Annotated in this window: 15 protein-coding genes; 4 read left to right on the top strand and 11 right to left on the bottom strand. The window is 68.6% G+C overall.

Going from position 1 to position 17,651, the window contains the following annotated elements:
• The first annotated feature begins 403 nt into the window (after positions 1-403).
• Positions 404-2,629 carry a hypothetical protein gene (locus AB0L97_RS33435; protein ID WP_364437608.1) on the top strand — a complete coding sequence of 742 codons (2,226 nt, stop codon included), beginning with the start codon at positions 404-406 and terminating at the stop codon, positions 2,627-2,629.
• A 37-nt stretch (positions 2,630-2,666) separates the two neighbouring features.
• Entirely contained in the window at positions 2,667-3,284 is a 618-nt protein-coding gene (locus tag AB0L97_RS33440) for a chloramphenicol phosphotransferase (protein ID WP_364437611.1), read from the top strand.
• An 88-nt stretch (positions 3,285-3,372) separates the two neighbouring features.
• Here the strand turns inward: AB0L97_RS33440 and AB0L97_RS33445 are convergent, their stop codons facing one another.
• Complete coding sequence (locus AB0L97_RS33445; RefSeq protein WP_364437614.1) at positions 3,373-4,290, bottom strand: NAD-dependent epimerase/dehydratase family protein; 918 nt, start codon at positions 4,288-4,290, stop codon at positions 3,373-3,375.
• 141 nt (positions 4,291-4,431) lie between these two features.
• Here AB0L97_RS33445 and AB0L97_RS33450 point away from each other — a divergent pair, with 141 nt between their 5' ends.
• Positions 4,432-5,433 carry a helix-turn-helix domain-containing protein gene (locus AB0L97_RS33450; protein ID WP_364437617.1) on the top strand — a complete coding sequence of 334 codons (1,002 nt, stop codon included), beginning with the start codon at positions 4,432-4,434 and terminating at the stop codon, positions 5,431-5,433.
• A 50-nt stretch (positions 5,434-5,483) separates the two neighbouring features.
• Here AB0L97_RS33450 and AB0L97_RS33455 read toward each other — a convergent pair whose 3' ends face one another.
• Positions 5,484-8,363: a hypothetical protein gene (locus AB0L97_RS33455; RefSeq protein ID WP_364437620.1), complete on the bottom strand. Its 2,880-nt coding sequence runs from the start codon at positions 8,361-8,363 to the stop codon at positions 5,484-5,486.
• Positions 8,364-8,660: 297 nt separating this feature from the next.
• Between AB0L97_RS33455 and AB0L97_RS33460 the strand changes: the two genes are divergently transcribed.
• Positions 8,661-9,437 (top strand): SDR family oxidoreductase, encoded by a 777-nt coding sequence (locus tag AB0L97_RS33460; protein ID WP_364437623.1) that lies wholly within the window; start codon positions 8,661-8,663, stop codon positions 9,435-9,437.
• Positions 9,438-9,608: 171 nt separating this feature from the next.
• Here the strand turns inward: AB0L97_RS33460 and AB0L97_RS33465 are convergent, their stop codons facing one another.
• The 9 genes from AB0L97_RS33465 to nirD form a co-directional block, all read right to left on the bottom strand.
• A complete protein-coding gene (locus tag AB0L97_RS33465) occupies positions 9,609-9,845 on the bottom strand; it encodes a DUF2892 domain-containing protein (RefSeq protein WP_364437626.1) in 237 nt (78 codons plus the stop codon).
• 42 nt (positions 9,846-9,887) lie between these two features.
• Positions 9,888-10,157: a metal-sensitive transcriptional regulator gene (locus tag AB0L97_RS33470; RefSeq protein WP_355079796.1), complete on the bottom strand. Its 270-nt coding sequence runs from the start codon at positions 10,155-10,157 to the stop codon at positions 9,888-9,890.
• A 16-nt stretch (positions 10,158-10,173) separates the two neighbouring features.
• Positions 10,174-12,297 carry an MMPL family transporter gene (locus tag AB0L97_RS33475; protein WP_364437708.1) on the bottom strand — a complete coding sequence of 708 codons (2,124 nt, stop codon included), beginning with the start codon at positions 12,295-12,297 and terminating at the stop codon, positions 10,174-10,176.
• Positions 12,298-12,564: 267 nt separating this feature from the next.
• Positions 12,565-13,710, bottom strand: coding sequence for a DUF6596 domain-containing protein (locus AB0L97_RS33480; protein WP_364437630.1), 1,146 nt, complete (start codon positions 13,708-13,710; stop codon positions 12,565-12,567).
• The gene (locus AB0L97_RS33485; protein ID WP_364437633.1) at positions 13,707-14,114 is read right to left on the bottom strand and encodes a YciI family protein; all 408 of its coding nucleotides are present in this window, start codon (positions 14,112-14,114) and stop codon (positions 13,707-13,709) included. Before AB0L97_RS33485 ends, AB0L97_RS33480 begins: the two co-directional genes overlap by 4 nt.
• A 45-nt stretch (positions 14,115-14,159) precedes the next feature.
• A complete protein-coding gene (locus AB0L97_RS33490) occupies positions 14,160-14,657 on the bottom strand; it encodes a pyridoxamine 5'-phosphate oxidase family protein (RefSeq protein ID WP_355079802.1) in 498 nt (165 codons plus the stop codon).
• A 589-nt stretch (positions 14,658-15,246) separates the two neighbouring features.
• Positions 15,247-15,996, bottom strand: coding sequence for a sirohydrochlorin chelatase (locus AB0L97_RS33495; protein ID WP_364437637.1), 750 nt, complete (start codon positions 15,994-15,996; stop codon positions 15,247-15,249).
• Positions 15,993-17,234, bottom strand: coding sequence for a uroporphyrinogen-III synthase (locus AB0L97_RS33500; RefSeq protein ID WP_355079805.1), 1,242 nt, complete (start codon positions 17,232-17,234; stop codon positions 15,993-15,995). The genes AB0L97_RS33495 and AB0L97_RS33500 overlap by 4 nt, the downstream gene beginning before the upstream one ends.
• A gap of 5 nt (positions 17,235-17,239) precedes the next feature.
• On the bottom strand, positions 17,240-17,641 hold the full coding sequence (gene nirD, locus AB0L97_RS33505) for a nitrite reductase small subunit NirD (protein WP_355079807.1): 402 nt from the start codon (positions 17,639-17,641) through the stop codon (positions 17,240-17,242).
• Positions 17,642-17,651 lie beyond the last annotated feature (10 nt).

A 17,651-nucleotide genomic window follows, 5' to 3' on the forward strand; every position in this document is an offset into this window, starting at 1 on the left:
CCTCCCCTGGTCGCCGTCCGGGCCGAATATCGCGTACACCGATGACGTGGCCTGCGTCGAAGGCGGCTGGTTGCGCTGAAACGCTCTGTACACCAGTTGATTTGACGCACTTCGCAAGTAGACGGCCGAGGTGCGTACGTACACTCCCGAGCCGCCTGGATGTCATTGGACGTTCAGGCGGATGTTTCCGTCCCTGTCTGTAATACAGGACGTGAGACGGGGGCGAGACGCCATTGACGTTCGCGTGCAACCCGTTTCGGAATTCGCAGTCGACTGCGCCCCCAGAGACGGGACGAAGGACTCTTTCGTGCACATCTGCCCCCAGGCGGTGCGATCACGCACTGTCCGCCTCAGTTCGACCGAGCGGCATTCGATCGGAGTCCCCCGCGAGTTTCCCACAGCCGTGACCGCGTTGCTCGCCGGTGCGCCGAACTGGTGGCCGGGTTCTCGGCCGGGCGTTTGGCGGCGGCGGGCGATCTGGACCACCCTCACTCTCTTCGCGCTCTTCGTGTTCCCGGGCTTCCTCGGTGCGCTGGCCGTCGCCCAAGACGCGGCGGGCAGCACTTCCGGAACCTCCGGCATCGACGGGCTCAGCTGGATGAACATCCACGACTCGTCGGGCATCCCGCTGTCGGACTACCGATTCGCGACCGGCGACGAGAGCCTGTTCAAGCCGCGCGCCACCATTCTGTGGGCCGTGCTGGGCTTGGAGTTCATCGGCTACATCGCCATCGTGACGACGGCGATCTGGTTGATCGGTTACGCGTTGAGCTTCCGGTGGCTGGACATGTTCAGTGCGGCGTTGCACGGCGTGGCCGACACGCTCACCGGTCAGATCGCGACCCCGATCATGCTGGTCACCGCGGCGACCATCGGCGCGGTCTGCGTGGCGTGGTTCATCGCGCGCGGCTACCACGCGAAGGCCACCATGCAGGTGGTGACGATGGTGGGCGTCGCGCTGCTGGGCCCGTTGTTCCTCGCCGAGCCTCTCGCGGATGTGCTGTCCTCGCACGGGTTGCTGGCCCAGGGCCGCGATCTCGGGATCTCGGTGGCCGCCGGTCTGAACGGGAACGCCGACCCGAATCCGACCCAGTTGGTGGCGACGATGCAGAGCGACCTGGCCGACAATTTCGCCCGGAAGCCGCTACAGGTGTGGAATTTCGGGCACACGGTGGACCAGCGACCCGCCTGCCGATCGGCGTGGTCGTCGGGGGTGGCGGCGGGTGACGACTCCCGGGTGATCAGCGGCCTGAAGTCCTGTGGAGACAGCGCCGCGCGCGCGAAGGCCGAGAATCCCTCCATGGGGCAGGTCGCCACGGGTCTGATGCTGCTGGTCTGCGGCGGCATCCTGCTGGCCTTCGCGATGTACCTCGGCATGAAGGTCATCAAGGCCGCGCTGGACACGATCTATCACGGGTTCATGTCGATATTCGGCTTCGCGGCGGGCGGATTCGTATACGGCCCGACGCAGACGTTCCTGGTGCGCAATGTCGTCGACAGTTTCGTCGCGGCGGCACGAATGACGGCGTACACCATCTTCCTCGGGGTCTACGTCTTGTTCATGGGCAATCTGTTCGCGCAGGCGCGCGGACAGGTCATGGCGGTGATCATCATCGCGGGCACCGTCGAGATCGTCGCAGTCCTCCAGCTCAAACGCCTCAGCAGCGGTTTCAGCCGGGGCAACGACTGGATCGCCAACCGATTCGCGCTCGCGATGCAGGGCAGCGGGAGCAAGTCCGGGAGCAGCGGCGGCACCGCCCTCGGCATGGGCGGCGGCGGCGGTGGGAAGTCCGCGCCCGGTATGGGATGGGTGACCCCACTCTCCACGCTCAACACCATCAACTCCTCGCCGGTGACGGCCTGGCTGGCGGGCGGGCGGGTCAATCCGTTCAATCCGCTCTCCAGCACCCGACGGACGATCGAACGCTCCACCAGAAGGATCCTGGCCAGCCGCGAAGCGGGGTACGTCGAGCATCAGCTGTCCCGCACCAACTGGCGTGGTGTGGCGGTCGACGCGGCCGAGCAGGTCGGCGGCATACACACCCAAATAGGCGTGTCGCGGGCCTTGAAAGTATTGCGCGACAACAAGGTTCCCGATTCGCGCATCCATGCTGTCCTGCTCTCCTCCGGCGCGAGCCACGAGCGGGTCACCAATGCGCTGACGGCATACTCCGTCCAGGAGTCGACGGCATCGCAGAACCCGTACAGCTTCGCGCCGTTGCAGAAGGCGATCGCGGCGGCGTGGGCGGTGGACAACCACGTCGACCACGAAGCGCACGATGCCTTCGCCGCCCAGGCGGTGATCGCCGCGGACAGCTTCGTCCGGCACAGCAACGCGCCCGCCCCCAACGCGAACATCGATCAGGCGTTCGTGCAGCGGGTCGAGCAGAATTGGCATTCGGACCGGGCGCTGCGCGCGGCGATCACCCCGGACGAGTGGGACGGCGCGGGCCGTGACACCCGTTGGGCGATCGGCCACCGAGTCGCGACCATGCACCAGGAAGCGGCCAGGGAGTACTACGCGAACCCGAACGACATCAACCGCGAAGCCCTCATGCGATCGGCCAGGCGCGTCGCCAACCTCGACCACCTGGATCCCGACGGTGGCCTCGACCCCTGGAATCCGTAGCGAGCCGGGCTGGACGATGGCCCGGTAGCGTGGCGGGATGCGCAGCGTCGAACCGCCCAGCCGCGTCATCTTCCTCAACGGAACGTCGAGCTCGGGTAAGACGACCTTGGCGCGAGCCATCCAGGACGAGAGCGACATCCCCTTCGTCTACTGGGGCATCGACACGTTGTTCCAGCTCATTCCGCCGAACTGGGGCGGAGGACGTGACAGTCCGCTCAGCCGAGAGGGATTCTGGTACGACCGCGGCCGGGACGCGGACGGCAGCCCGATGGTGGTCATCCGCTACGGCGAGGTCGGGCGGCGGATGCTGCGTTCCGCCTGCGCCGCGGCCGCCGCCTTCGCCCACGGCGGGGACCACCTGGTGATCGACGAGATGTTGCTGAGCGCGGATCTACTGCCGATCTGGATGGCCGCGCTGGCCGGGCTGGACGTGCAGCTGGTGCGCGTCACCTGCCCGCTGGCCGTGGCGGAGCGGCGTGAACAGGCGCGCGGACGCGACGTCAAAAAAGGCTTGGCGCGCGGCCATTTCCACCTGGTGCACGAACACGGCGCCACTTACGACACGACCGTTGACACCAGCACGGGCGCCCCCGCCGAACTGGCCAGAACTGTCCTGCGACGACAGCAGTTCGCGGGGAAGGCGACGTCTTCCTGACCGATGTCCGCGCGAGCGTCCGCCAGCGGGTGCTCACCTTTCGGCGAAGATCTCGACCTCACCGCGCCGCCACGCTGTGCGGTCCGGATCACGCTCGAGCCGCGTGCACGACCTGCGCGAACACCTCGTCCGGGTCGGATGCCTTCAGGCCGAAGGTGTCGCGAATGGCCGAGTCGTCGACCGTGAAGGCCGCGTGCGACATGTGGTAGGTCTCGAACAACTCCGGCCAGAACGGGTCGGTGAGGCCGAGCAGCGTCAGTTCGCGATCGCTCATGACCGCCAGCCGCGGCTCGGGCGCCCCGGCCGCCGCGGCGAATCGTCCGGCCAGCTCCCGCGCGGTCGCGGTGATGCTCGGCGCATGCCACGGCCTGCCCCACGCGCGCTCGTCGCGGGCGACGGCGACCGCTGCCGCCGCCGCGTCGCCGACCGCGGTGTATGCGTGCGGAAGGTCGAGTTCCTGCGGCAGCAGCGCCAACTGCCCCGCCGAGATCTTCGGCTGGGCGAGGAGCGAGAACACCGAGATCGCGCCGGGACCGATGAATTGGGACGCCCTGACCTCGGTGACGCGCACTCGGCCCGCCCGGTGCGCCTCTTCCGCTTCCCGCCACATGCGGGCGCGAACCCGCCCTTTCGGCCCGGTGGCCGCCAGCGGTGCCTGCTCGGTGACCGGCCCGTCGGCGGGACCATAGCCGTACAGGTTGCCGAGCATCACGTAATTCGCACCGGACCGCTCGGCGGCGGAGCGAATGGACCCGAACAGCGGCGGGATGGTCTCCGGCCAGGTGTGATACGCGGGCATGGCCATGTTGAACAGGGTTTCGGCGCCTTCGGCAACAGCGGTCAGCGCGTCCGCGTCCGAGGCGTCGAGGGCGATTCGTTCGATGTTCGGGTGCTCGGGCCCCGCGCCGCTGCGGCTGACCATGCGTACCCGGTCGCCGGACCCGGCCAGTAGCGCCGCGGTGGCCGAAGCGGTGGCGCCACGTCCGACGATGACATGCGAATGCATGCGTATTCCTCTCTGCGACAAGTGTTTTCACACGACCTGCGGCATTCGGGGTGCCGTTCGCCGGTCGTGCGCTACTCAGCCTGCCGGTGCGGCGACGGGTAAGCTACTGGCTGGATTGCCAACTATCCCAAGGATCAGGCCATGCAGACTGTCGCCGTCGTCGCGGTTCCTCCGGTGAAAGCTTTCGACCTGGCCATGCCGGAAACGGTGCTGGGCGCGGCGATGGTCGACGGCGAGCCCGGCTACCGCATCGTGGTGTGCACCGCCGTGCCCGGCGTGCTGCCCGCAGGGCTGGGTGGATTCGACGTGGTCGTCTTCCGGGGCTTGGCGGCGATCGAGGAGGCGGACATCGTCATCGTGCCGAGCACCGGAAGCCGCGCCGACGCGGACGCCGCCACGCTGACCGCCCTGCGTCGCGCGGTGGCCGCGGGCAAGCGCGTCACCTCGATTTGCAGCGGCGCCTTTGTGCTGGCGCAGGCCGGCCTGCTGTCCGGCCGCACCGCCACCACCCACTGGGCTCTCGCCGACGAACTGGCGGCGAACCACCCGGACGTGTCGGTCCGCAGTGACGCGCTGTTCATCGAAGACGGCCCGATCACCACGGCCGCGGGCGCGGCGGCCGGAATCGACCTGTGCCTGCATCTGATTCGCGCCGACTACGGCGCGACCGTCGCGAACGCGGCCGCTCGCACGGCCGTCGTCACCCCGGTGCGGCCCGGCGGCCAAGCCCAGTTCGTGGACGCGCCCTTGCCCGCCGAGAACGGCGTGACGCTCGCCGACACCCGCGCCTGGGCGCTGCGACGGCTGGACCTACCGTTGTCGCTGGACGATCTGGCCGCCCACGCCCGCACCAGCGTGCGCACGCTCACCCGCCGCTTCCACGAGGAGACCGGCCTCAGCCCGCAGAAATGGCTGCTGCACCAGCGCCTGCAACGCGCCAGGGAGCTACTGGAATCCACGACGCTGCCCATGGACCAGGTGGCCAGGCACAGCGGCATCGGCTCGGCGGAGTCGCTGCGCCAGCACATGATCCGGCACGTCGGAGTGCCACCGAGCAGCTATCGGGCGTCGTTCACCCGGTCGCCGGCACATCCGGATTTCGCGGACAGGGCGGTCGGCGCCGGAAGACCGACCAGCCCATGAAGGAGCCGTCACGCCGACTGAGCGAAACGCCGGCGGCAGTCGAACGCGCCCTACGGGCAGCGGGCTTGAGCGGGACGCGCGACTCCCATCAAGGCGTTCCATTCGGCGCCGGTGAGATCCGGACCAGCATGCGCACAAGCGGCCCGGATCAGGCCGTCCGGTGAGATGTCCCGTTCGATCAGCGTCCCATCGACGCCGCCGGAGAACGCGGGACCGGGATTCACCGTCACGAGATACCGTCCATCAGCGGACAAGGCGACGGCGGATGGGACGTGCCAAACGGAATCAGGCTCGAGTTCGCCCAGATTCGTGCCGTCGGCGGCGAAGACAGTCAGATAGCCTGCCTCGTCTTTCGCGACGACCACGTTCGCGTCCGCAGCGGCGGCGAGCTGCGCGGCCGAGTTCCGAGTACTGCGGAAGGGGATCGTCCGCTCTCGATGCGAGCCGGTCCGATCCCAGATCTCTATGCTGTCTTTCCGGCGGATCAGCAGATGCCGTCCGGCGAACAACACCGACTGCGCGTCCTTGCCGTCGATGTCGTGCGCGTTTTGCTCTCGCGCCAAGTCATAGACCGATATGTGCTCGGCATCGCGCATGACCAGGAACTCTCCGGCCGCGTCGATTCCCGCTTCGACGACATGGTCTGTGTCGACCGCGCCGCCCAGCGGGATGAATTCCGAGTTGATGCCGCCGGTGGCCAGATCATGCAGATACGCCCGCCCCCTGCTGTCGAGAGAAACAGCGGTGGGTGATACGGACGACACACCGGCCGCCTCGACGCTGATCTGCGGTGGTGGCGAGGACAGGACCGTCACCTCGAACGGAGTCTCCAGGTGGGGTTTGGGCGGGAATACACGTCGCTCGTAGCCGGATGCCGGATTCGCGGCGATTGCCAGCATCGTGCCATCCGCGCGCCAGGCGAGTTTCCCGGATAGTCCCGGTATGGAGAGCTGCCGGGAGGGGTTCGGCCCGAGCTGTTGGATGATCACCACGTCACTGTTGAGCGCCGATTCTCCCGGATCTTTGTCCTGACCGGTGATCACCGCGGTGCGCCCGTCCGGGGACAGCGACAAGCTTGGTTCACAAGAATTGCATCCTTTGACGATCGGCACCGCTAAAGATTTCGCCAGCCGGTCGCGCTGCGCGAGATCCCACAGGGTGATCAGTCGCCCGGACGCCGAAACCAGCTGCGTTTCGGAGGTCCCGAGGAAACGCAGTAGCTTCCGGTCGAAATCGACGGCGGTACCGGTGATCAGCGGTGGCGGTTCCGGAGGCCTCGGCTCGCCGGTGACGGGCCCGACATAGAACCCGGCGTCGGCACTGGGCACCGCCGCTATCCGCGCCGAGCGGCTGAGCACGGCGGGAGCCGATCGCCTCGGCATCGCGACGCCCACATATCCGGGCTCTGGGCGCACAGCGCTCGGAGTCGGACGCAGCCGGAAAACCGGCGCCGGAATACCGGGCAAGACGGCGCAGGCGAACGAGGACCCGTCGGGCGACAATTCCCCGCCGTCTTGGCCGTCGCCGCAGGCGTTGTCGGTGTCGAAAGGTGAAAGATCTCGGTCGGCGCCGCCGCGAAGCGAGATCTGCCGCACCTTGCCGCCGGTTTCGAGCAGACGCAACGCCGTGTCGTCGGTGAACACCATGCTCGTCACCGCTCGGTCGATCGGATGTGACGAGAGAACCCGTCCAGCGGCATTGTCGATGATGTCGACCGTCCCCGGGGTGCCTTCCACCGCCTTGGTCTGCCTGCGATGGACCGCACCGAACTTCCCGGACGCGGATACGGCGACGACATCGACTTCGCTCGCGCCGGGCACGCCGAAGTCCGGCCGACCGGAGTTGCTGCCCCACAGTGTGATCGAGGCGCCATCCGTGGCGAGAACCGTCCGGCCGTCCGCGGCGACGGCCAGCGAGCGGATCTCGCCGGGCAAACGCGCGACCGAGGTCGTCACCGAGCCTCCCGGCGCCCATGTCACGACTTGTCCATCGGCGAGCCCGGCAACGACGGTTCGACCGTCGGCACTGCTCTGCAAGGCCGTGACCTCCGCAGGTGCCGCCACGTAACGAGCGACTTTCGGACTGGCCAGATTCGCGCGCAGCAGGGCGGCTTGGTGACGTGGACTCGGGTCGAGACGGTACGCCGCCACGGCCAGCAGCAGGGCCGCGCGGACATCCGTGGCCATCTTGGTGTCGGCGACGGAGGCCATGAGCCGCGCCGTGGCGATCTTGGCCTGCTCCTCGGCGCGATTGCTCTGCACCCGAGCCACGACCGCCGCGATCAGTGCCACGACGAGCAAGATGACCAACGCGCCGATGGCGGTTCTCGCCCAGCGCAAGTTCCGCTTGGTCTGCTGGTAACCCTCGGATTTGACGTCGGCCTCGGAGACGCCGCGAATCACCGCGGCGATCCCGACCGCGATGGCGTCGATGTCCGGACGCGGGACTCCGTTCGCGTCCGCACGCCATTTGAGCGTTTTGTATACGGGTTCGGACGCGAAAACACCGAACAGGCGTGGCGGTAGGGCGGTCGAGCGCGCCCGGTCCCAATCCCCGGCTTCTTCGTCCCAGAACAGGGACCCGGCACTGAGGACCAGCAATATCGTCTCGGGAGACCGATTCGCCAGCCACCACTCGATTTCGCGGTCCACCCATTTGGAGCCTGCGGCCTCGGGTGAAGCCACCACGACGAGCCACTCGGAACGCGACAGGCCCGCGACGATCTTGCCCCACAGTTCGGCACCGATCGGGACACCGCTGTAGTCGAGGAAGATGCGCGTTCGCGGGAAGCGGTACCAGGGTCGTGGCAGCTTCTCGATCGCGTTCTGGACCAGCGGAAGCACCGCACGGTCCCGCTCGCCGCTGTAGGACAGGAACGCGCCGTATCCGGTGTCCGCACGGGTGGTGCGGCGCCTCAGCCCCGCACGCACAACCGCTCCTCGCGTCCTACCGCGTTCGCGCCACCACGAGCCACGCCTCCCACCGGCATCAGGTCCCCTCTCCCGATCGTAGAGGCTCCTGCACTCGCCTCGACATCGATTCAACCACCGCGTCAGCGTTCGGAGCTCGATACCAGAAGATCAGTCCTGCAATCATTTTCGCCGATATGAGACGAGGACAGGCGATTCGGCGTTCGGTCACCACGTCATGCCGCGAATGTCCTGGGCGACGCACCGTGTGACGACGGCCTCGCACGTTCCCGCGGACTTCGGCGGTAGAAGTGGTCCATGACCAAGATTCTCGTCACGGGCGGAACCGGCGCGCTGGGCAGACAAGTGGTCGATCGGTTGCGTGAAGCGGGCCATGACGTACGGGTACTGTCCCGTCGCCCTGGCGCGGGCACGCACGTCGGCGACCTGCGAACCGGTGTCGGCGTAGCGGAGGCGGTGGCGGGAACCGAAGTGATCGTGCACGCGGCTTCGGATTTTCGTCGCGCGGGTGGCGCGGACCTCGAGCAAACCGAGAACCTGCTGCGGCATGCACGGGAGGTTCGGCACCTGCTCTACGTGTCGATCGTCGGAATCGACCGGATCCCGTTCCGGTACTACCGCAACAAGCTGGCCTGCGAGCAAGCCGTCGTCGACAGCGGCGTCCCGCACACGATCCTGCGGGCGACGCAGTTTCACGAGCTGATCGCTGCGCTGTTGCGGACCGTCGAGAAATGGCCGGTGGCGCCGTTGCCCACGACCTTTCGTTTCCAGCCTGTCGCCGCCGCCGACGTGGCGCGGCGGGTGGCCGAGTTGGCCATGGGCGAGCCGCTCGGCCGGGCACCCGACTTCGGCGGTCCGGAGGTGCTGACGATGGCACAGTTGGCGCGGGTTTGGCAGGGTGTCCGGCATCGGCCCCGGCGTATCGTCCCGCTCCCCGTTCCGGGACGAGTCGGGAGCACGTTCCGGGCCGGGCTGAACACATGCCCGGATCATCCCGACGGCACGCAGACCTGGTCACAGTTCGTCGCGTCGAATCCGGCGAATCCCTACACCGGTCGGAAGAAGCCTTCCTGACCGCGAGACTTCGACCGCACCGACTCATTGCCGACGCGAACGGGGCGGGCCCAATCGTCCGGGCGCACGCGATCCGACGCCCGGCCCGCCCGCGAACCGCGGCCGGTTCAGCGCCGCTCAGGCTCTGTCGGCCGCCGCCGATTCGACGGCCGCCGAGCGCGTCGATGTCGGTCAGCGCGAATTCGGGCTGGCGCCCGCGGGAATGCCGGCGCGGCGCATGAGCAGGGTGGCCGGGCACCAGCCCACGGCGCTGTAGAGCAGCAGATTGGCCCCGATCAGGGCGGGAAGCAGCAGCCACCACGCCGAGATCGTCGCGGCGAGTACGGTGCCGAGCAGCACGAACGTTCCGGCCAGCAGCGGAACCAGGCGTGCGATGGTCCATTCACCTGGCCAGCTGGATTCGATCATCGGTCATCCTTCTCCAGATCACGCCCTCGCGGAACGCGTGCGTCACGCGAGGGCAAGGAACAGTTTCTCCAGTTGATCCACCGTCATCGGATCGGCGGTCTCGGCGTCGGGGTTCGCGAGGCATTCCCGCAGCCCGGTGGCGACGATCTTGAAACCCGCTCGGTCCAGTGCCTTGGAGACCGCGGCGAGCTGGGTGACCACGTCTTTGCAGTCCCGGCCCTGCTCGATCATCGCGATCACTCCGGCGAGCTGGCCGTGCGCGCGGCGCAGCCGATTGAGTACCGAGGCGATGGCGTCTTCGTCGCCGACCATGATGTTTCTCCTTCTCTCACTTAGTCTTCACAATACCCCTTGGGGTATCATCCGCCGACTCTGTCCGCTCGTGGGCGAAACTGACGGTGGGCAGAATCCGGCGCAGCCAAGCCGGGGACCACCACGCGGCCCTACCGGTCAAGCGCAGCGCGACCGGCAGCAACACCAAGCGCACCACCACCGCGTCCAGCAGCACCGCGACGCCGAGGATGATGCCCATCTCTTTCGGCGGAAGCGGATCGGCCAGCGCGAAGGTGAAGAACACCGCGACCATGACCGCCGCTGCGGCGAAGATGACCCGGCCGGAGTGGGCCAGCCCGTCGATGCCCGCCGTCCGGGGATCTCGCGAGCGCTCGTAGTGCTCCTTGGCCGTGGCCAACAGGAACACGGTGTAGTCCATGGCGATGGCGAAGATCATCGCGAAGAAGAACACCGGTCCCCAACCGTCGAGGAATCCCTGCGGACCGAAGCCGAGCAGGCCCGCGCCGTGACCGTCCTGGAAGATCAGCTTCGCCACACCGAACGCGGCCGCGGTCGACAAAAGGCTGACCAAGGTGCCCAGCGCGGCGATGAGCGGCGCTTGCAACGCCACCAACAGCAGGACGAAGCCCAGGACGAGGATCACCCCGACGACGATCGGCAGATAGTCGTCGAGCGCCTGTTGCAAGTCGAGGTTTTCCGCCGGTGCGCCGCCGACGAGGGCATCGGCAGGCAGTCGCTCACGCAGGTTGTCGAGGATGCCGCCCAGCCGGTCGTCGGAAGGATCGACGGCGGGCAGCGCCTGCATCATGACCAGGCCGGAATCATCCGCGGCGGGCGCGGGCGGCGTGACTGTAGCGATGCCGTCGGTCGTGGCTGCCGACTCGGCGGTGCGGGCGGCTTCGGCCTCGGGGACGACGATCTGCAATGCGCCTGGCGCGCCCTCGCCGAGTTGACGCTGGACCAGTTCGTAGCCCTGGCGCACGGGCGCGTCGGCGGGCACGACCTGGATCGAGGGCATCGCGACCTGCAATCCAGTGGCAGGCAACGCCAGCGCCGCCAGCACACCGAGCCCTGCGAGCGCGAACGGCCACGGATGATCGTGCAGTAGCTGCCCCCAGCGGGCGAACCGCGGCGAGCGATGCTGCTGACGGGTCGCGTACGGCAGTGCCGCGGCGTTGATCCGGCCACCCAGCGCGCCCAGCGCCGCCGGCAGCAACGTCAGCGTGGCGGCGAGCACGAACACCACCGCGAGCATGATTCCCACGGCCATGGTGCGCACCGCGGGCGCCGGAACCAGCAGCACCGCCGACAGGCTGACCAGCACGGTCAACCCGGAGAGCACGACAGCCTTGCCCGCGGTGGCCATGGTCTCGGCCACCGCCGAACGGGAATCGGCGGACTTGGTGAGCGCGTCACGGAAGCGGGCGACCAAGAACAGCGCGTAGTCGATGCCCAACGCGAGAGCGAACATCATGGCGAAGTTCATCGCCCACACCGAGATCGGCGTGAGGTGGTTGAGCAGCACCAGACCACCGGCCGAGGCGACCAGCCCGGCCACCGTCAGCAGCAGCGGAAGCCCGGCAGCGACCAGCGAGCCGAAGGCCAGCACCATGATCGCCAGCGTGACCGGCCAGGAGAACAGCTCGGCCTCGAGCATCGCCTCGTGGTTGGCCTTGTTGAAATCGCTCCACAACGCCGACGCACCGGTGGGATAGACCTCGACTCCGTCCCCGGACAGCGCGGTCAGCGCCGCCTTGTGCTCGTCGACGGCCTTGACCATGTCGTCGGTGGAGGCGTTCGCACCCGCGATCAGGATGCCGGTGTGGCCGTCCGGGCTGATCGTCATGCCCGGCTGCGGCGGGACGACGGCGCCGAAGCGGGAATCGTCCGCGAAGATCGCCGAGATCCGGCCCAATGTCTGCCGCATCGTCGGATCGGCGACGGTCTCGGTGTCGGAATGCACCACTACCTGCACCGCCGCCGACGAATTCCCGCCGAAGTGTTGCTGGGCCAGCTCACGGACCCGCACCGACTCCGAACCATCGGCCTGCCATCCGGCTCCGGCCAACGAGGTGAACACGCCGGGCGCCGCCGCCCCGAGCGCCACCAGCGACAACAGCCACACCGCGAACACGATCCGGGCCCGCCCTGCCATCATCGCGCCCCATCGCGCCAGCAGGCCGCCGGGCCGCACCGACTTGCCGGCGTCGAGCCGGTCCTGCCCCATGAATGTCGTCGGCCGCATCGGCGCTCCCTTTCCCTGCTGTACGAATCGCAGCACTCAACCTGCTCTGGCATACCCCTGGGGGCATAACCGACTATACCCATGGGGGTATATGAGTTGTAGTGGCATACCCCACAGGTTCGGAGACTCCCGATGACAGCAGCGAGGGGAGCAGACTCCGTGTGGGTGAGCAACCCGTGCTCACGAACGCAGTGACTGCCTCACCCGCGCCGCCTCACGGGTGAGGTGGTCGCGTTCCGGCGCGCTGGTGGCTGCTCGGGATGCCTCGGCGTACAGCTCGGCGGCCTGCTCGAGGTCGCCGGCGCGTTCGAGGAGATAGGCGCGAACGGCGGTGTACCGGGGCAGATCGGAATCCACCTCGCTCAGCTCTGCCAAGCCGGCTTGCGGTCCGTCGGCCTCGCCGACGGCGACCGCGCGGTTGAGTCGCACCACCGGGCTACCCGTGAGGTGCAGTAGTTCGTCGTACCACTCCACGATCTGCACCCAGTCCGTCTCGGCGGCGCTCGGCGCATCCGCGTGCAGGGCGGCGATCGCGGCCTGCGCTTGGTATTCGCCCAAGCGGTCGCGAGCCAGCGCGGCTTGCAGAATCGTCACTCCTTCGGCGATCAGGCCGGTGTCCCAACGTGATCGGTCCTGTGCACCGAGCGGCACCAGGCGACCGCCAGGGCCGAGGCGAGACGCGCGGCGGGCATGGTGCAGCAGCATGAGCGCCAACAGGCCCGCGACCTCGGGCTCGTCGGTGGAGCCCGCCAGCTGACGGGTGAGGCGGATCGCTTCGGCTGCCAGATCGACGTCCCCGCCGTAACCCTCGTTGAAGACGAGGTAGAGGACGCGCAGCACCGTCGCCAGGTCGCCGGGTCGATCGAGCGGCAGCCCAGCGAGACGCCGCTTGGCCCGGCTGATCCGTTGTGCCATGGTCGCTTCGGGCACCAGGTAGGCCGTCGCGATCTGCCGCGTCGTCAGGCCGCCGACCGCGCGCAGCGTCAACGCGACGGCCGAGCCGGGCGACAGCGACGGGTGCGCGCACAGGAAGTAGAGCCACAGTGAGTCGTCCGTGCCCGGCACCGGGCCGGTCGGCGGCTCGACCTCCACGGCGAGTTCCCGCCCGCGCCGCGACGTTTCGGTCCGGGCGACATCGAGGAACTTGTGCCAGGCGGCCGCGACGAGCCAGGCTTTCGCATCGCGCGGTGGATCGTCGGGCCAGCTTCGCAGCGCGCGGATCAGCGCCTCCTGCACGGCGTCCTCGGCCGACGCGAAGTCGGCTCCGCGCCGGACGAGGACACCGATCACCGCGGGCACGAGTTCCCGCAGCTGCGACTCGTTCACTCGGTGACCGTGGGCAGCGCGGTGAGGAACGGCCGCACCTCGAGCCACTCCTGGACCGGCTTCCCGCCCGCACCGGGTGCGGCGGACAGCTCCGCGGCCAGCTCGATGGCGCGCTCGTAGGTCTCGACGTCGATCACCATCCAGCCGGCGATCAGGTCCTTCGTCTCGGCGAACGGTCCATCGGTGACCGGCGGGCGGCCCTCGCCGTCCGAGCGGACGAACGTGCCCTGCGGGGAGAGCGCTTGACTGTCGACGAACTCGCCGGTGGCCTCGAGCCGCGCGGCGAAGTCCTGCATGTACTGGACGTGGGCCGCGAGTTCTTCCGGGGTCCACTGGTCCATCCGCACGTCGTTGACCGATGCCGGTGCGCCTCGGTAGTGCTTGAGCAGCAGATACCTGGCCATCATCTTCTCCTTGGATCGGTAGGGCCCATTCTTGCCGCGTCGCTCTCAGGCATGCTGACGTTCGGCCCGTTGCCGAATCAACTCCTCTACCGGGCTGGGCAGTGTTGTCTCGAAGTCGATGAGTTTCGCCCAAGTCGGGGTGACGACGATCCGGACCATGCCGTCGTAGAGCGAGCGGACCTCGGCCTCCCACTCGACGCGCTGCTCGGGTGTCATCTCGTAGCTGCCGTTCATCTGGAGATACTCGTCCGGGATGCCGTCGACGACGTCAAGCTCAGCGCGCCCGCGGATGAGCAGCAGCTTGGGCGGGTGGACCTCGGTGTCGATGGTCAGGGCAACCATCGGGTTCTTGCGCAGTGCGAACAACTTGGGGGCGTTCTTCGTGGTGCACAGCACGATCTCCGAGCCGTTCCAGGTGAAGCCGATCGGGATGCTGCGCGGTGTGCCATCCGTGGCGACATAGGCCAGCCGGGTCAGGTCGCGGGCCAGCAGCTCCTGGCTGATCGGACGGTTCAGGATCTCGGTGATCTCGGTCGCTCGCATGGTGATCGCTCCTACGTCGGGGTGGTCGAGCGACATGTCCGTAGCCGCTCGTATCCCTGGGACGGAGCCGACCGGACGTTCTCGACATCCGGAGCCGCGCCCACCCTATGCGCTCGCCGCGGAACAGGCTGCCGATCCACTCGCCCCGGATCTGCGGATCGGTGGAGGAGAGTAGCGGCAACTGCCGGTTCACGCGGCGGCCCATCGTGGCGAAGAGCGGTTGGCAGCGCGTTCAGCTCGCCGCATTGCTTCGGCGTGACCTTGTGCGCCGACGGTCACGGGTTCCTGCTGGGCATGGGTGTGCGACCTGGCGCACCACCGTCTCCGGTCTCGGCCGGATCGCCCGCGCCACGCTCGGATACTCACACGCCAGCCGGAACAGAAACGTCGGCGAACCGCCCGCGCCAGCAGGAAACGTCCAGTTCCGCGAACTCCAGCTGGCCCGACCCAACGAATCGCCCGCTACCAGGAGATAGGCCGAACATTGCTTTTTCGGCGCGGCAACTACCGGTACGCGAATCGATCGAACGGCATCGATCGCGCCAGCTCGCGTCCTCGCGCCACCGATTCCGCGGTGGACGGCCGATGCTCAGCGAACCCGCGCCCGCACCAACTCGCCGGCTGCGACCCGATAGCGCTCGGCGATCAAGCGGACCACCGCCGGGTGCACGCCGATGGGTTCCGCGACGCCGTCCGCGCCCGCCTCGTGCAGACGCTGCTGGAACAGGCCGTGCGCGAGCAGATAGGAGGCGACGAACACCCGGTCCGTCCCCGCCGCGCGCAGTTCCGCGACGACCTCCGGCACCCGCGGCGCACCGGTCGCGACGTAGCCGATACGGACCGGAACGCCGAGGTGTTCGGCCAGCAGCGCGGCCGCGCGCCGGACATCCTGGCGGGCCCGGGCGTCCGAGGAGCCCGCGGCGGCGAAGACCACCGCGTCACCCTCACGCCAACCCGCGGCACGCAGACGCATCGCCATGATCCGCGCGAGCGCCGGATCCGGTCCCATGGCGGGCGTGACCGTCACCGCGGGATGGTCGCTCTCGGCGACCTCGCGCGGCACGTCCTGGTAGACGTGATAACCCGAGGCCAGGAACGCCGGAACCACCACGGCGGGCACGGATTCCCCGGCCGGGGTCACCAGATCGCGCAGCACTTCCGAAGGCGAAGGACCGAGGACGTCCACGAATGCCGTACGCACCCAGGGCGTCTCGGTGCCGGGCCCCGAAATCCCGGCACCGAGCTCCTTCGTCACGGCCTCGGCGAGCGCCGCGATCATCTGCACGCCCTTGGTGCTGCGGGTCCCGTGGGCCACGAGCACCAGGGCGGGCGCGGTCACCAGCTCCCCGCAGTCTGGATGTACCGAGGTGCCCGGGTCGGAATTCCGACACCGGGCACCTGTGGTCCTCCTGTCGCGGTGGGCCGTGGGTTGTTGTCGATACATTCCGCCGGGTCCAGCGCGAGCCGATACCCACGTTTGACCACGGTCTGGATCGCTTTCGGCGTGCCGAGTCCGGCGCGCAGCCGGGCGATAGCGGTCTCCACCGCGTGCGTGTCGTCCCCGCCGCCGGGCAGCGCGGCCAACAGGTCCTCGCGCGAGACGACCCGGCCGGGCTGGCGGGCCAGCGAGCGCATCAGTGCCATCGGCGCGGGCGCCAGCTGACGCACCTCACCGTCGACCACTACGCACGCGCCGCGCACGCTGATGATGTGGCCTGCGGCGTGAATCCGGTTGGCCCGCCTGGGCAGTTCCTCGGCGACGTGGCGGGCCAGCGCCCCCAGCCTGGCTCGGCCCGGCATCGAGGTGGGCACCCCGAGTTCCTCCAGCGGCGCGGCCGTGATGGGGCCGACGCAGGCGGGCAGCACCCGGCCGCGCAGCGCGTACAGCAGCCCTTCCAGCAGCCCGGTCTCCTTGGCGCGCATCAACATCGACGCCACGGCGGGGGCGCTGGTGAAGGTGACGCAGTCCATGCCCGAAGTGACGATGGCCTCGATCAGGTGGTCCATCGGCCCCTGATCGTCCGGCGGCACCCAGCGGTACACTGGCACCGGAACGACATCCGCTCCCGCGCAACGCAATACCTCGCAGAAGTCGGGCACCGGCTCCCACTCGGTGGTGGCCCCGTGCAACTGCACGGCGATCCGAACACCTTCCACGCCCTCGGCGAGCAGGTGATCGAGCACTTCGGCGGACGACTCGGAGGCCGGCGACCACTCTTCGCGCAGTTCCGCGGCGCGGATAGCGCCCTTGGCCTTCGGGCCGCGGGCGAGCATCCGAGTGGTCCCCAGCGTCGCGCGCAGGTCCTCGGCGAGACCCCAACCCTCGGCGGCCTCCATCCACCCACGGAAGCCGATTCCCGTGGTGGCCACGGTGATCTGCGGTGGATCGGCGACCAACTGCCGGGTCACCCGCTCCAGCTCGTTGTCGTCGGCGAGCGGGATGATGCGGATTGCCGGTGCGGAAACGATGTTCGCGCCCCGGCGTTCCAGCAGTGTGGCGAATTCCTCCGCCCGACGGGCCGCCGTGATGCCCACCGTGAATCCGGCCAGGCTCGCGCCCGCGTCAACTGTTGTCATTGGGTTCATCCATCCGAGGACGCGAGCGCGGTGGCCACCGGCTCGTTGGAAATCGAGACGATGCCGTCGTCCACGCGCACCGCGTACACCGGCAGCATCGCCGATTCGTCGTCCAGGCAACGCCCGTCGACCAGGGAGAAGGCCTGCTTCAGCAGCGGCGAGGCCACGACGGGCGCCCCGCCGCGGTCGCCGACGATCCCGCGCGACATGACCGCCGCCCGGCCGATCGGATCGATATTGCCGACGGCATACAGCATGCCGTTCTCCAGCAGGAAAAGGGCGGCCTGTCGGCCACCTTTGAGCAACACCGCAACGCCGCGGCCGGGAATCAGGTAGTCGAGTCGGCAGGCCTGCGTCCACCCAGTGGTGGTAGCTGCGGCGATGCCGGGGGTATCGATCACGGTCATCGGTGTCATC

The sequence above is a fragment of the Nocardia sp. NPDC051911 genome, from assembly GCF_040681035.1.
GTDB classification, from domain to species: Bacteria; Actinomycetota; Actinomycetes; order Mycobacteriales; family Mycobacteriaceae; genus Nocardia; species Nocardia sichangensis.